This window comes from Aeromonas sp. s11, assembly GCF_040907945.1.
GTDB classification, from domain to species: Bacteria; Pseudomonadota; Gammaproteobacteria; order Enterobacterales; family Aeromonadaceae; genus Aeromonas; species Aeromonas veronii.
The window spans coordinates 56,741-68,854 of sequence record NZ_JBFOCU010000040.1; the positions used below are offsets into that span (position 1 = coordinate 56,741).

General features: G+C 59.8%; 13 protein-coding genes. 9 read left to right on the forward strand and 4 right to left on the reverse strand.

All coding sequences use genetic code 11. The features are described 5' to 3' along the window. Positions 1 to 133: 133 nt before the first annotated feature. From frdA to AB5Y84_RS11610, 7 genes are all read left to right on the forward strand, one after another. Complete coding sequence (frdA, locus tag AB5Y84_RS11580) at positions 134 to 1,918, forward strand: fumarate reductase (quinol) flavoprotein subunit (RefSeq protein WP_005362288.1); 1,785 nt, start codon at positions 134 to 136, stop codon at positions 1,916 to 1,918. Next, complete coding sequence (locus tag AB5Y84_RS11585) at positions 1,911 to 2,645, forward strand: succinate dehydrogenase/fumarate reductase iron-sulfur subunit (protein ID WP_005335057.1); 735 nt, start codon at positions 1,911 to 1,913, stop codon at positions 2,643 to 2,645. The genes frdA and AB5Y84_RS11585 overlap by 8 nt, the downstream gene beginning before the upstream one ends. Positions 2,646 to 2,661: 16 nt before the next feature. Further along, positions 2,662 to 3,060 (forward strand): hypothetical protein, encoded by a 399-nt coding sequence (locus AB5Y84_RS11590; protein WP_005335058.1) that lies wholly within the window; start codon positions 2,662 to 2,664, stop codon positions 3,058 to 3,060. A gap of 10 nt (positions 3,061 to 3,070) precedes the next feature. Continuing rightward, the gene (frdD, locus tag AB5Y84_RS11595; RefSeq protein ID WP_368176974.1) at positions 3,071 to 3,427 is read left to right on the forward strand and encodes a fumarate reductase subunit FrdD; all 357 of its coding nucleotides are present in this window, start codon (positions 3,071 to 3,073) and stop codon (positions 3,425 to 3,427) included. A gap of 252 nt (positions 3,428 to 3,679) precedes the next feature. Beyond that, positions 3,680 to 4,408 carry a nucleoside recognition domain-containing protein gene (locus tag AB5Y84_RS11600; RefSeq protein WP_005335061.1) on the forward strand — a complete coding sequence of 243 codons (729 nt, stop codon included), beginning with the start codon at positions 3,680 to 3,682 and terminating at the stop codon, positions 4,406 to 4,408. Next, positions 4,405 to 4,872, forward strand: coding sequence for a YjiG family protein (locus AB5Y84_RS11605; protein ID WP_005335063.1), 468 nt, complete (start codon positions 4,405 to 4,407; stop codon positions 4,870 to 4,872). Before AB5Y84_RS11600 ends, AB5Y84_RS11605 begins: the two co-directional genes overlap by 4 nt. 25 nt (positions 4,873 to 4,897) lie before the next feature. Then, positions 4,898 to 6,022, forward strand: a complete 1,125-nt coding sequence (locus AB5Y84_RS11610; protein ID WP_368176975.1) for a M20 family metallopeptidase — start codon at positions 4,898 to 4,900, stop codon at positions 6,020 to 6,022. Between the two features lie 89 nt (positions 6,023 to 6,111). Here the strand turns inward: AB5Y84_RS11610 and AB5Y84_RS11615 are convergent, their stop codons facing one another. The 3 genes from AB5Y84_RS11615 to AB5Y84_RS11625 all read right to left on the reverse strand — a co-directional run bounded on the left by AB5Y84_RS11615 (position 6,112) and on the right by AB5Y84_RS11625 (position 8,880). Next, the gene (locus tag AB5Y84_RS11615) at positions 6,112 to 6,861 is read right to left on the reverse strand and encodes a substrate-binding periplasmic protein (RefSeq protein WP_368176976.1); all 750 of its coding nucleotides are present in this window, start codon (positions 6,859 to 6,861) and stop codon (positions 6,112 to 6,114) included. A 91-nt stretch (positions 6,862 to 6,952) separates the two neighbouring features. After that, a complete protein-coding gene (locus tag AB5Y84_RS11620) occupies positions 6,953 to 8,179 on the reverse strand; it encodes a winged helix-turn-helix domain-containing protein (RefSeq protein WP_368176977.1) in 1,227 nt (408 codons plus the stop codon). A 107-nt stretch (positions 8,180 to 8,286) separates the two neighbouring features. Next, positions 8,287 to 8,880: a TetR/AcrR family transcriptional regulator gene (locus AB5Y84_RS11625; protein ID WP_368176978.1), complete on the reverse strand. Its 594-nt coding sequence runs from the start codon at positions 8,878 to 8,880 to the stop codon at positions 8,287 to 8,289. Between the two features lie 107 nt (positions 8,881 to 8,987). Between AB5Y84_RS11625 and AB5Y84_RS11630 the strand changes: the two genes are divergently transcribed. Further along, positions 8,988 to 9,911 carry an ABC transporter six-transmembrane domain-containing protein gene (locus AB5Y84_RS11630; RefSeq protein ID WP_139433304.1) on the forward strand — a complete coding sequence of 308 codons (924 nt, stop codon included), beginning with the start codon at positions 8,988 to 8,990 and terminating at the stop codon, positions 9,909 to 9,911. Positions 9,912 to 9,939: 28 nt separating this feature from the next. After that, entirely contained in the window at positions 9,940 to 11,328 is a 1,389-nt protein-coding gene (locus AB5Y84_RS11635; protein ID WP_368176979.1) for an NAD(P)/FAD-dependent oxidoreductase, read from the forward strand. Positions 11,329 to 11,369: 41 nt separating this feature from the next. Here AB5Y84_RS11635 and AB5Y84_RS11640 read toward each other — a convergent pair whose 3' ends face one another. Then, complete coding sequence (locus AB5Y84_RS11640) at positions 11,370 to 12,017, reverse strand: class I SAM-dependent methyltransferase (RefSeq protein WP_368176980.1); 648 nt, start codon at positions 12,015 to 12,017, stop codon at positions 11,370 to 11,372. Positions 12,018 to 12,114 lie beyond the last annotated feature (97 nt).

The following is a 12,114-nucleotide window of genomic DNA, read 5'->3' on the forward strand; positions in this document are numbered from 1 at the left end:
AGGGATTTGGGTGTTTTATAGAAAAATAACCAATAAAAAGGGAATAAAACCTAGCAGTTTGACTTGCATCAAGCCTGAATTTTTTTCATAGAGCAAAATCGTGCCCAGCAAATCTATCCCTAAGGAGGCAGATGTGGATATTATCAAGACCGATGTGGCCATCATCGGTGCTGGCGGTACCGGCTTACGCGCCGCTATCGCTATAGCCGAATCACAGCCAGACCTGGACATCGCCCTGATTTCCAAGGTTTACCCGATGCGCAGCCACACGGTTGCTGCAGAAGGCGGCGCCGCCGGTGTCGTCCGTGATGACGACTCCCTCGAAAACCACTTCAACGACACCGTCTCCGGTGGTGACTGGCTGTGCGAGCAGGACGTAGTGGAATACTTCGTCAACAACGCAACCAAAGAGATGATCCAGCTGGAGCACTGGGGTTGCCCCTGGAGCCGCAAGCCGGATGGCAAAGCCAACGTGCGTCCGTTTGGTGGCATGAAGGTTCCGCGTACCTGGTTCGCCGCAGACAAGTCCGGTTTCCATATTCTGCACACCCTGTTCCAGACCTCCGTCAAATACCCGAGCATCAAGCGCTTCGACGAGCATTTCTGTCTTGATCTGATCGTGGACGACGGCCGCGTTCAGGGCGTACTGACCTTCGACATCCAGAACGGTATCACCCGCTTCATCCAGGCCAAATCCGTGATCGTGGCAACCGGCGGTGCTGGCCGTGTCTATCGCTACAACACCAACGGTGGCATCGTCACCGGCGACGGCATGGCACTGGCCTACCGTCACGGCGTACCGCTGCGTGATATGGAATTCGTTCAGTATCACCCGACTGGTCTGCCGGGTACCGGCATCCTGATGACCGAAGGTTGTCGTGGTGAGGGTGGCGTTCTGCTCAACAAGGATGGCTACCGCTACCTGCAAGACTACGGCTTGGGCCCGGAAACGCCGATCGGCCAGCCGAAGAGCAAATACATGGAACTGGGTCCGCGCGACCGCGTTTCCCAGGCATTCTGGCAAGAGCAGCAGAAAGGCCGCGTCATTCAGGGCCCGATGGGCGATGTGGTTCACCTCGACCTGCGTCACCTTGGCGAGAAGTACCTGAAAGAGCGTCTGCCGTTCATCTGCGAACTGGCCAAAGCCTACGTCAACGTGGATCCGGCCAAAGAGCCTATCCCGGTACGTCCGACTGCCCACTACACCATGGGTGGTATCGAGACTGACAACAAGTGTGCCACCCGTCTGCCCGGCCTCTACGCCGCGGGCGAATGTGCCTCCGTCGGTCTGCACGGTGCCAACCGTCTGGGTTCCAACTCCCTGTCCGAGATCGTGGTATTCGGCAAGCTGGCCGGTGAGCAGGCAGGTGAATTTGCCAAGACTCAGAAGCATGGCAACACCGAAGCGCTGGCCGCCAAGGCCGAGGCGCTCATCAAGCAGCACCTCTCCCTGATGGACGTAGACGGTACTGAAAACCCGGCAGACATCCGCAACGAACTGGGCATGTCCATGGAAGCCGGTGTCGGTATCTACCGTACCGAAGAGCTGATGCAGGGCACCATCGACAAGATCAACGAGCTGAAAGCCCGTTACAAGAAGGTCAAGATCAACGACAAGTCCTCTGTCTTCAACACCGATCTGCTGTACGCCATCGAACTGGGTTACATGCTGGACGTGGCTGAAGCCATGGCGCACTCCGCCATCAATCGTAAAGAGTCCCGCGGTTCCCACCAGCGTCTGGATGGTTACGAAGAGCGCGATGACGTGAACTTCCTCAAGCACACGCTCTCGTTCTACCAAAATGGCGAAACGCCCTCCATCGATTACTCCGATGTGAAGATCACTAAGTCCCAGCCGGCAAAACGCGTGTACGGCTCCGAGGGTGAGAAACAAGACGAGGCTAAGAAGAATGGCTGAGATGATTGAAATTGAGATCCTGCGCTACCGTCCGGAACAGGATAACGAGCCCTGGATGCAAACCTTCCAGGTGCCATACCAGAGAGAGATGTCTCTGCTGGACGCCCTGCAGTACATCAAGGATCACCTGGACTCTACCCTGAGCTTCCGCTGGTCCTGCCGGATGGCGATCTGCGGCTCCTGCGGCATGATGGTCAACGGTGTGCCCAAGCTGGGTTGCAAGGCGTTCCTGCGCGACTATCTGCCGGGCAAGATGACCGTCGAGCCGCTCAACAACTTCCCGATCGAGCGCGATCTGGTGGTCGACATGTCCGACTTCATCGAGAAGCTGGAGAGCATCAAGCCGTACATCATCCCGAGCGAGCCGCGCAGCCTGTGTGATGGCGAGTACATCCAGACTCCGGCCCAGATGGCGCAGTACAAGCAGTTCTCCCAGTGCATCAACTGTGGTCTCTGCTACGCGGCCTGCCCGCAGTACGGCATCAACAAGAAGTTCACCGGTCCGGCGGCACTGGCTCTGGCCTATCGCTACAACGTCGACAACCGTGATGCCGGCGCCAAAGAGCGTATGCGCATCATCAGCCAGGACGAAGGCGTCTGGGGCTGTACCTTCGTGGGCTACTGCTCCGAAGTGTGCCCGAAAGGCGTCGATCCGGCGGCGGCCATCCAGCTTGGCAAGGTCGAAAGCGCCAAGGACTACATGATCGCCATGTTCAAGCCAGATTGAGAGCAGGATTGAGACCATGAACAACACTGATAGCAAACGTAAACCTTACGTCCGCGAAATGAAGAAAGACTGGTGGCTGAAGAACGCCTTCTACACCGGTTACATGATCCGTGAAGGCACCAGTATCTTCGTCTCCATCTACGCCGTTGTGCTGATGTGGGGCCTGATGCGCCTGGTTCAGGGTCAGGAAGCGTTCAACGGCTGGCTGGAATCCCTGCAAAGCCCGATCGCCATCCTGTTCCATGTCGTCGCTCTGGCGGCGTGCCTGTTCCATGCCAAAACCTGGTTCGCCCTGGCGCCGAAAGCCATGCGTATCTTCCGTGGTGAAGACCTGGTACCGGAGAAGCCGATCGTTCTCGCCCAGTATGTGGCGCTGGCGGTGGTGTCCCTGCTTGTCCTGATCATCGTGGCCTGAGGAGAAAACAATGAGACGTTCTGACGAACCAATTTACTGGGGTCTGTTTGGTGCGGGTGGCATGGTCGTTGCCATGCTGCTGCCGGTCCTTGTCCTCATCACCGGTCTGCTGGTGCCCATGGGCATCATGGACGTGGAAACCATGAGCTATGACCGCGTGCACGCGTTCGCCAGCTCCTGGTGGGGTGCCTGCATCCTGCTGGTGATCATCGCCCTGCCAGTCTGGCACGGCATGCACCGTATCTACCACGGTCTGCACGATCTGGGGATCCACACCACCAAGCTGCACCACTATGTGTTCTATGGCTTTGCCTTCCTGGTATCTGCCATTAGTGTCGGCCTGCTGATGGTACTGGTACTCCAGTAATCACATCTGACTGATTGACCAAACCGGGCCAAGTGCCCGGTTTTTTATTGCCACGCTATCCCGCCCCTGCTTTTTATTCACTCAAACAATTCGATAAAAACCAGATTATCGTCCAAGCATATGGCGATCACAGTCACATAACCCCAATGCATTCGTCATTTGCAGCAAACCATTTTGACCACCATCAATTTAGTGACATCCATATCAATTATAATTATTCAGATTAAATAATTATTCATATGGAGCTAGCTAATGACAGACAAAACACGCTCGGTGAGCATAGGCAGTTACCTGGCACTGGCCTTCGCCGTGGTCTTCTTCTCCGGGCTGTTGCAATCCGGCGAGTGGTACGGGGTATTCGATTTCACCACACTGAACGGTTCGTTCGGTACCATGGTCCAGAGCGTCAGCGAGAATGGTGACGGCATCAAGACCGCCATGACCGACATGCGCGGCAAGGGGGGCAACGGCGCTCGCGATGGCTTTTTGTTTGCCCTGACCCTGATCCCCACCGTGATGTTTGCCCTCGGTATGATCAATGTGCTGGAGCACTACGGCGCGCTGGAAGCGGCCCGCAAGTTGCTGACCCCGCTGCTGCGTCCGCTGATGGGGATCCCGGGCAACACCGGCCTCGCCCTTATCGCCTCCCTGCAGAGTACCGATGCCGGTGCCGCCATGACTCGTCAGCTCAAGGATGAAGGGCTCATCACCAAGCGTGAAACCGACGTGTTCACCATGTTCCAGTTCTCCGCAGGTGCCACCATAGTCAACTTCTTCTCCTCAGGCGCCGTACTGTTCACCCTGACGCTGGCAGATGGCAGCCCGGCGGTCAGCTCCTCCATCGGTCTGGCTGTCATCGTGATGTTCGCCTTCAAATTTGTCGGGGCCAACCTGTTCCGGGTCTACCTCAATATGAGCGAAGGCAAGCAGACCGATAACAACACCCAGCAGACTCTCAACACTCAGGAGCAAGCCAAATGAGCCAGGCCAACATCAAGAAACCCATCGTCACCGATATCTTCGTCGAAGGGGCCAAGAAGGGCTGGGTCATCGCCACCACCTCCACCGTACCCAACGTACTGATGGCCTTCGTCATCATCAAGGCGCTGCAGATCACCGGCGCGCTGGATGCCATGGGCGCCATCTTCTCCCCTGTCATGGCCATCTTCGGGTTGCCCGGTGAGGCGGCAGCCGTGCTGATCGGCGCCTGGATGTCGATGGGCGGCGCGGTCGGTGTGGTCATCACCCTGTTTGATCAGGGGATCCTCAACGGCACTCACATCGCCATTCTGGCGCCAGCCATCTACCTGATGGGCTCCCAGGTGCAGTACATGGGCCGCATCCTCGGCTGCATCGGCACCGAAGGGCGTTACATCCCCATCATGGTCGCCATCTCGGTACTCAACGCCTTCGGCGCCATGTTGGTGATGAACATCCTTCTCTGACCCGAACCTGATAGTGGAGCAAGCAATGACTTTTTCTCTGGATCAATACCTGACCGAACTGGCCCCGCTGATCAATCTGGATTGCGGATCCCTGCACCAACCGGGCATTGCGGCAGTGGCCGACCTGATGGCGGCCAAATATGAGGCGATGGGCGGCTGGCAGATCAAGCGGGTCGACTGTGGCGCCGCCGGGGTGGGACTGGAGATCCGCAACCAGCCTGATGCTGCGCAGATCGATGTAATGCTGATCGGCCATATGGATACCGTCTTTCCCCTCGGCACCGCCGCCGCCCGCCCGATGAGCATCGATGGTGAGCGCGCTTACGGTCCCGGTGTCTCCGACATGAAATCCGGCCTGCTCAACATCGTCTATGCCCTGCGTGAACTCCCCCGCGAGGTGCGCGATCGCCTGAGCATCTGCGTCTGCATGAACCCGGACGAGGAGATCGGCTCCCTGCACTCCAGCGACTGGCTGGCAACGGTGGCCAAACAGGCAAAACAGGTGCTGGTGGCCGAAGCGGCCCGAGCCGATGGCTCGCTGGTCAAAGCGCGCAAGGGGATGGCCCGTTATCGCATCGACTTCACCGGCAAGGCGGCTCACGCGGGCAACGAACCGCAGAAGGGGCGCAGCGCCATCACCGAGCTGGGCCACTGGATCCTGGCCATCAACGCCCTGACCAACTTCGAGAGCGGCACCACCCTCAACATCGGCATTGTCGAGGGGGGCAACGGCGCCAACATAGTGCCGGCCCATGCCAGCGCCGTGGTGGATGTCCGTTTCTGGGACAATCAGGAGTACCACCAGATCGACGATCATCTGCTGACCCTGGCCGAGCGGCCGCATCTGGATGGTGTCACCATCCAGCTGACCCGCGAGGCCCACAAACCGGCCATGGTGCCATCAGAAGGCACTCTGGCGCTGATGCAACTGGTGGAGGAGTGTGGCGCCGAACTGGGACTGCCAATCAGCTGGCAGGAGGTGGGGGGCGGCTCTGATGCCAACCTGACCGCCGCCCTCGGCATCCCCACTCTGGATGGTCTGGGCCCTATCGGTGCCGGTTTCCACAGTGACGAGGAGTATCTGGACCTGGCCAGCATTGCCCCGCGCATCGAGTTGCTGGTGAAGGTACTGACCCGTCTGGCGGCCTGACAGCCTCTCACGTAAAAAAGGGCCAGCCGGTTTGCACCGGCTGGCCCTCTGTTTATCTGCTCCCCCTGAATGACAGCAACCCTTCGCTATTACTCCATCGGCGGCAAGAAGCGGCGCATCACCTCATCCGTATGCCCCCCTTCCTGAAATGCCACCAGCGACTGATTGAGGATGTTCACCAGCTGGTGGCCGCGGGGGGAGCCCTTGCTCACCAGCAGATAGAAGCCCTTGCGGCTGGGCAGGGCGAGATTGAGCAACCCGCTCTCGCTGCGGTAGATGCCAAGGCTGATACCTGCCACCAGAGGTTCGATTTCGCTCGGCAGAAAGTCGCAGCGATCCCGCTCCAGCATGTCGAGCGCCTGCTGCAACTGTTTGACCCGGCGTGGCTCTTGCGCGAGCCCGTAGGGGGTGTAGTTGTAGCCAATCACCCCGCACACACGGGAGCGATTGACCGTCTGCAGATCCGGCGGTTCGGGGTAGCGGCGCTTGAGATAGAAGAAACCAAGGTGGGTGTAATAGAGGGGTACGCTATAGAAGGCAAACTCGGCCCGCTCCGGCTTGTAGCTGGCATCCCAGGTCAGCTCGCACAGACCGTTCTGGTGATAATCCGCCAGCTCCTGCTGCACCCGCGCCCAGGGCAGATAGCGGATCTGGTGCGAGAGCCCGCTCTGTTGTAATGAATCGAGCACCAGCGTCGTCGCCGAACCGGTCAGGCGGCTGGTATCGGGCACCCCGTCCTTGCGCTCCCAGTAGGTAAAGGGGGCCCACTCGTTGCCCTCCCCCAGACAGATCTTCACTGGTGGCTCTTGCCCCCATAGCGCGGGGGACAAGATGGCCATAGCCAATCCCGCCCACCATGTTGCCACTCGTTTCATCTCCCACTCCCGAACTGTTTATCCCTCTTGCAGCTTAGCCCAGAAGGGATAGAGCTCACTTTGCAGGGGTGCTTTCATGCCATAACGCCAGCAAATTGGCCGGAATGGCACCATAACGAAGCTGCGGCGTCTGGTGCCAGTCAGCCAGCTTTTGCAGGGCTTTCGCCAGATCCTGTGCAAGCGTGCGGGTCACTCTCACACCGGCTTCCAGATAGAGGCTCTTGATCTCGAAGATCCCCTGCTGGCGATGGGCCTTGGCATCCATCCTGCCCACCAGCTTGCCGCGATGCAGCAGCGGCAACACGAAGTAACCGTACTGACGCTTCGGCGCCGGGGTATAGCACTCAATGCGATAGTCAAAGTTGAACAGTTCACTGGCCCGTTTGCGATCCCACACCAGCGGGTCAAACGGCGACAAGGCGGTGGTATGGGTTGCCTTGAGGGTGCCCGCCTGCGCCCTTGCCAGCTCATCGGCCAGCGAGGCGTGCACAAAAGCGCCGTGCTGCCACCCCTCCACCCGTACCGGCAACAGCTCCCCTTCGTCCGCCAGTTGATGGAGCAGGTCATCGTATTTGCCGCGCCGCAGCCGGTAGTAATCTGCAACCCAACCGGTTTTGACCAGCCCCAGCGCCCGGCAGCTGGCGCGCACCATATCCCGCTGCGCCTGCTCGACGCTCGGCAGATCCCGCTGGTCGCTCCATTCGGGGATGACCCGCTCGGCCAAGTCATAGACACGCTGAAAGTTGCGCCGCTCCCGCACCATCAGCTGACCGCTGGTAAACAACACCTCCAGATGGCGCTTCTCCGGCTTCCAGTCCCACCAGCCATTGCCCTTCCCCTCTTTGCGCTCAAAATCGGCCGCCCGTACCGGGCCGTGCTGGCGAATGCGCTCGATAAGCTGGCCAATCTCCTGCTGATGGGTGGCAAGCCAGTTGGCCGAAAACTTCCAGCCCATGGCGACGGGGTCGAGCATCCGGTGGCGCAGCAATCGGTAATCTTCGCGGGGCACAAAGCAGGCCTCGTGGGCCCAATATTCGAAGATCTCGCCGTCAGCCAGCAGTTGCTCCAACCAACGCGGTTCATACTGGCCAAGGCGGCTAAAGAGCACCAGATAGGGGCTGCGTGCCACCACCGAGATGGTATCGATCTGCAGCAGCGCCATGCGGCGAATGGTGGCCAGCAGATCGGCCGGGGTCGCCTTGCTGCGACGGGGGGCAAGCAGCCCCTGCGCCGCCAGTTGCAGATGACGGGCATCTTGCAGTGACAAATGGGTAATCGACATCAACAACCGCTCCCTGGTATCTGACCATCGCGCGCCCGGCGGATGGCCAACAAAACCGGGGGAGGCCCCACGCTGGCATGCCTCCCCTCCCTTGTGTGCCAGCGCCGCTATGAGTGGGCCGGGGGCAAGACCAGCTGATTGACCACCAGCATGATCTCTTGATAAGTGGCCTCGACCGTCTCGGGGGTCGGCTCCAGAATAAGGTCATCGGCATAGCCGTTGATAAGCGAGGTGATCTGGCGCGCCAGTCGCCGGGCATCACCCGCTGCAAACTCGCCGCTGTCGATCCCCTTTTGCAGGATCAGCTCCAGCACCTCGCGCCACGCCAGAATGATTTTGCGGTAGCTCTCGGCCAATACCGGGTCGCGCAGTGACTCGTTCCAGGCATCCAGATAGATGGCCCAGGAGGCATCCTGACTGGTCGGCAGGTTGTCCCGCACAAAGAGCGGCAACGCTTCGCGGGCTGGCAGCGGCAGCAACCACTCCCGCTGCTCGGCGATCTCCTGACTGGTGAAGCGCTCCACGGCGCAAAGGCAGAGCTCCTTCCAATCCTTGAAGTAGTGGTAGACGTGGCTGCGCGCCAGACCGGTGCGCTCGGCAATATCACGGGTTGACGATGCCGCCATCCCCTTCTCTCGAAACAGGGCCAGTACGGCCTCGATGATCATCTCTTTGCGCTGTTCTGCTGATGGGCGTGCCATCTGACCTCCTGCAATATCCATCGACCTGCTTGACTTTGAGCAGTCGCTCAAACAAACTTTGAGCACTCGCTCAAACTTGGCGTTTCCGACATCTTAGGAGATAACCCATGACAACACCAACCACTTCGGCAGCCAGTTGCGACGAGCAGGCCACGCCGTTGCCACACTCGGCCGGTCGTTCGCTGGGGGCGATTGCGCGGGCCAATCCCCTCAAGCTGGCGGGCACCTTCTCGCTGGTGGCCCTCGAAAACATCCTGCTGGTGGTCTATCCCCTGTTCGCCGGCTTTGCCATCGACGCCATCGTCAAGGGCCAGTGGTGGCAGGCTTCAAGCTACGCCCTGATCGTGCTGCTGTTCTGGCTCATCGGTGCCCTGCGCCGGGCGGTCGATACCCGCACCTTTACCCATATCTATGCGGCACTGGCGGTGCCGGTGATCCTGACACAACGCCAGCAGCAGGAGGGGCAATCCACCATAGTGGCGCGGGTTACCCTGGCGCGGGAGTTTGTCGACTTCTTCGAGAAACATATCCCGATCCTGGCCACCAGCCTGATCTCCATCGTCGGGGCGGCCGTGATGCTGATGGTGATCGAGTTCTGGGTCGGCATCGCCTGCATGGGGGTATTGCTGCTGTTCGGCCTGCTACTGCCCGGCTTTTCGCGCAAGAACCAGCTTCTGCACGAGCGGCTCAACGATCGGCTGGAACACGAGGTCAAGCTGGTCACTCATGCCCAGTCAGCCAGCCTCTCCCGCCACTACCGCGCGCTGGCCTGGCTGCGTATCCGGATTTCGGATCGGGAGGCGCTCGCCTTTCTGGCGGTCGGCATCAGCGCCTCCCTGCTGTTCCTGCTGGCCATCACCATGCTGATGGCCCAGCCCCAGGTCTCCGCAGGCCATGTCTATGCTGTGATGACCTACCTCTGGAACTTTGTCACCAGCCTGGATGAGGGGCCCGGCCTTGCCGATCAGCTGGCCCGGCTGCGAGACATAGGCCGCCGGGTCAACACCGCCCAACCCGATGAAATGATTTAATATTTTGTATCTGCAACCGGAGTAGAAGATGAATCCGACCACCCTTTGCCAACGAGCGTTGACCATGTGCATCAGCTGTTTTTTCCTCGCCGCCTGCGGCCCCAAGATGAGCGACTTTGAGCCCAACACCAGCTACTGGTTCAAGGAGAAACCGGCAGAGGAGAGCGTCCCGCTGGCGCAAGACATGAAGGTGGATATCGCCATCATAGGTGGTGGCTACAGCGGCCTCTCCAGCGCCTGGCATCTGGCCAAGGCCAATCCGTCGCTCAAGATCGCCATCTTCGAAGCCAAACAGGTGGGCAGTGGTGCCTCGGGCCGCAACGGCGGCATGGTATTGCCGGGCTCCGAGGTGATGGATCTCTACGAAGAGGGGGAGGCGAGCAAGCGCCACTACGACCTCACCGTCGCCAGCATGCGCAAGCTGCAGGCGCTGGTCGCCTCAACCGGCGTCGAGGCCGACCTCAAGCTCGATGGCTATGTGGAAGCGATCCTCGATGAGGAGGATATCGCCGAGTACCGCGACTATGTGAAAACCGCCAATCGTCTCGACATCCCGCTCCAGTACTGGAACGCCGATACCACCGAAGAGAAGCTCGGCACCGATCGCTACGTGGGGGCGGTCTACGACCCCAATGGCGGCCAAGTACACGCCATGAAACTGGTCAATGCCCTGCGCAAGGCGGTGGAGCAGGCAGGCGTCACCATCTACGAGCAGAGCCCGGTGCAGGGGATCAAGGAGGGCAAGCAGATCGAGCTCAATGTAGCCGACAAGTACAAGGTGACCGCCGACAGCATAGTGCTGGCAACCAACGGCTACACCTCCAAGCTTGGCTACTTCAGTGGACGGGTCTTTCCGGTGCACGCCCAGAGCGCCGTCACCGAGCCGCTCACCAAAAAACAGCTGGCCGCCATCCAGTGGCAGAGCCGGGAGCCCTACTACGACACCCGCAACATCCTGTTCCATCTGGTGTTGACCCCGGATAACCGCATCGTCATCGGTGGCGGCAATGCCGAGTACGTCTTCAACGACGGCCTCAACTACAAGGGCGATCTCAATAGGGTCAGCGAGATGATGATGACCGAGCTGGTGACCCTCTATCCGGCCCTCAAGGGGATCAAATTTGAGCAGGTGTGGGACGGGGTACTCGGCATGACCGGCGACAGCACTGAAGCGGTGGGGGTAATGGGGGAGCATAAGAACATCTACTACGCCCTCGGCTACAACGGCCACGGCATCAACCTCTCCTTCCTGTTTGGCGACATCGTGGCCAGCCTCTATCAGGGCAAGGAGCACCCCTGGTTCAACCACGCGGAGCAGACCCTGCCAATGTGGCTGCCGCCGGAGCCGTTCAAGTCAATCGGCGTCAAATCTGCCCTGATGTACTACCAGTGGCAGGACAAGGGCTACAAGGAGTAGCGCCGTGCAAGAATCCGACGAGTAACAGACGAAGGCACGCCTCAGGGCGTGCCTTTCTGCAATACCGCCACATCGGCGTGGGGGAAGCTGAGCTCGGCCTGCCAGCTGGCGGCCAACACCTGAAACGATGCCTCGGCAAAGAAGACGATGTGGGTCGGGTCGTGGCGATAGCGCCAGTTTTTAAACCGCTCGTCACTGAGCACCCGCTGGGTCTGCAGCACCAGCAGGCCGCCGGGCTTGAGGCAATCCCACAACTGAGCCAGCACAGTGCGCGGCTCGGCGATATGCTCGATCACCTCGGTACTGGTGATGAAGTCATACTGACGCGTCAGCAACTCGGGAAAGTCGGCATAGAACTTATCATATCCAACCATGTCGTAACCCGCCTCACGCCCCATCGCCACCAGCGCAGGGCCGGGACCGCAGCCAAAATCGAGGCCGCAGGCAGGAGTTGGCACCCGACTTAGTACCTCGCCAAATGCCCGCATCAGAAAGGCGCGATAACGGGGATCATCCACCTGGTTGTCGTGACCGTCATAGACCGCCTTCTCCGCCGCCTCATCCAGATGATCCGCCTCATCCAGCCAGACCAGCTCGCACGCGAGGCAGCGATGATAGCGTTTGCCCGCCACCGGCAGGGGATAACTGCGATGGCTGGCACACAGGGGGCAGCTGACGGTGGATGACATGGCGATTCCTCTTGGGGGATTCCTGTTGGATAACAGCGGCGCAGATTGCCTGCCCGTCGCGTCGCTGACAACTTTTTTTGCTCCTTAAGGGTTTCTT

What these genes read in the sequence shown, in the direction of transcription:
- AB5Y84_RS11585 (WP_005335057.1), top strand. Translation starts at nt 1,911, where the DNA reads ATGGCTGAGATGATTGAAATTGAGATCCTGCGCTACCGTCCGGAACAG.
- AB5Y84_RS11590 (WP_005335058.1), top strand. Translation starts at nt 2,662, where the DNA reads ATGAACAACACTGATAGCAAACGTAAACCTTACGTCCGCGAAATGAAG.
- frdD (WP_368176974.1), top strand. Translation starts at nt 3,071, where the DNA reads ATGAGACGTTCTGACGAACCAATTTACTGGGGTCTGTTTGGTGCGGGT.
- AB5Y84_RS11600 (WP_005335061.1), top strand. Translation starts at nt 3,680, where the DNA reads ATGACAGACAAAACACGCTCGGTGAGCATAGGCAGTTACCTGGCACTG.
- AB5Y84_RS11605 (WP_005335063.1), top strand. Translation starts at nt 4,405, where the DNA reads ATGAGCCAGGCCAACATCAAGAAACCCATCGTCACCGATATCTTCGTC.
- AB5Y84_RS11610 (WP_368176975.1), top strand. Translation starts at nt 4,898, where the DNA reads ATGACTTTTTCTCTGGATCAATACCTGACCGAACTGGCCCCGCTGATC.
- AB5Y84_RS11615 (WP_368176976.1), bottom strand. Translation starts at nt 6,861, where the DNA reads ATGGCCATCTTGTCCCCCGCGCTATGGGGGCAAGAGCCACCAGTGAAG.
- AB5Y84_RS11620 (WP_368176977.1), bottom strand. Translation starts at nt 8,179, where the DNA reads ATGTCGATTACCCATTTGTCACTGCAAGATGCCCGTCATCTGCAACTG.
- AB5Y84_RS11625 (WP_368176978.1), bottom strand. Translation starts at nt 8,880, where the DNA reads ATGGCACGCCCATCAGCAGAACAGCGCAAAGAGATGATCATCGAGGCC.
- AB5Y84_RS11630 (WP_139433304.1), top strand. Translation starts at nt 8,988, where the DNA reads ATGACAACACCAACCACTTCGGCAGCCAGTTGCGACGAGCAGGCCACG.
- AB5Y84_RS11635 (WP_368176979.1), top strand. Translation starts at nt 9,940, where the DNA reads ATGAATCCGACCACCCTTTGCCAACGAGCGTTGACCATGTGCATCAGC.
- AB5Y84_RS11640 (WP_368176980.1), bottom strand. Translation starts at nt 12,017, where the DNA reads ATGTCATCCACCGTCAGCTGCCCCCTGTGTGCCAGCCATCGCAGTTAT.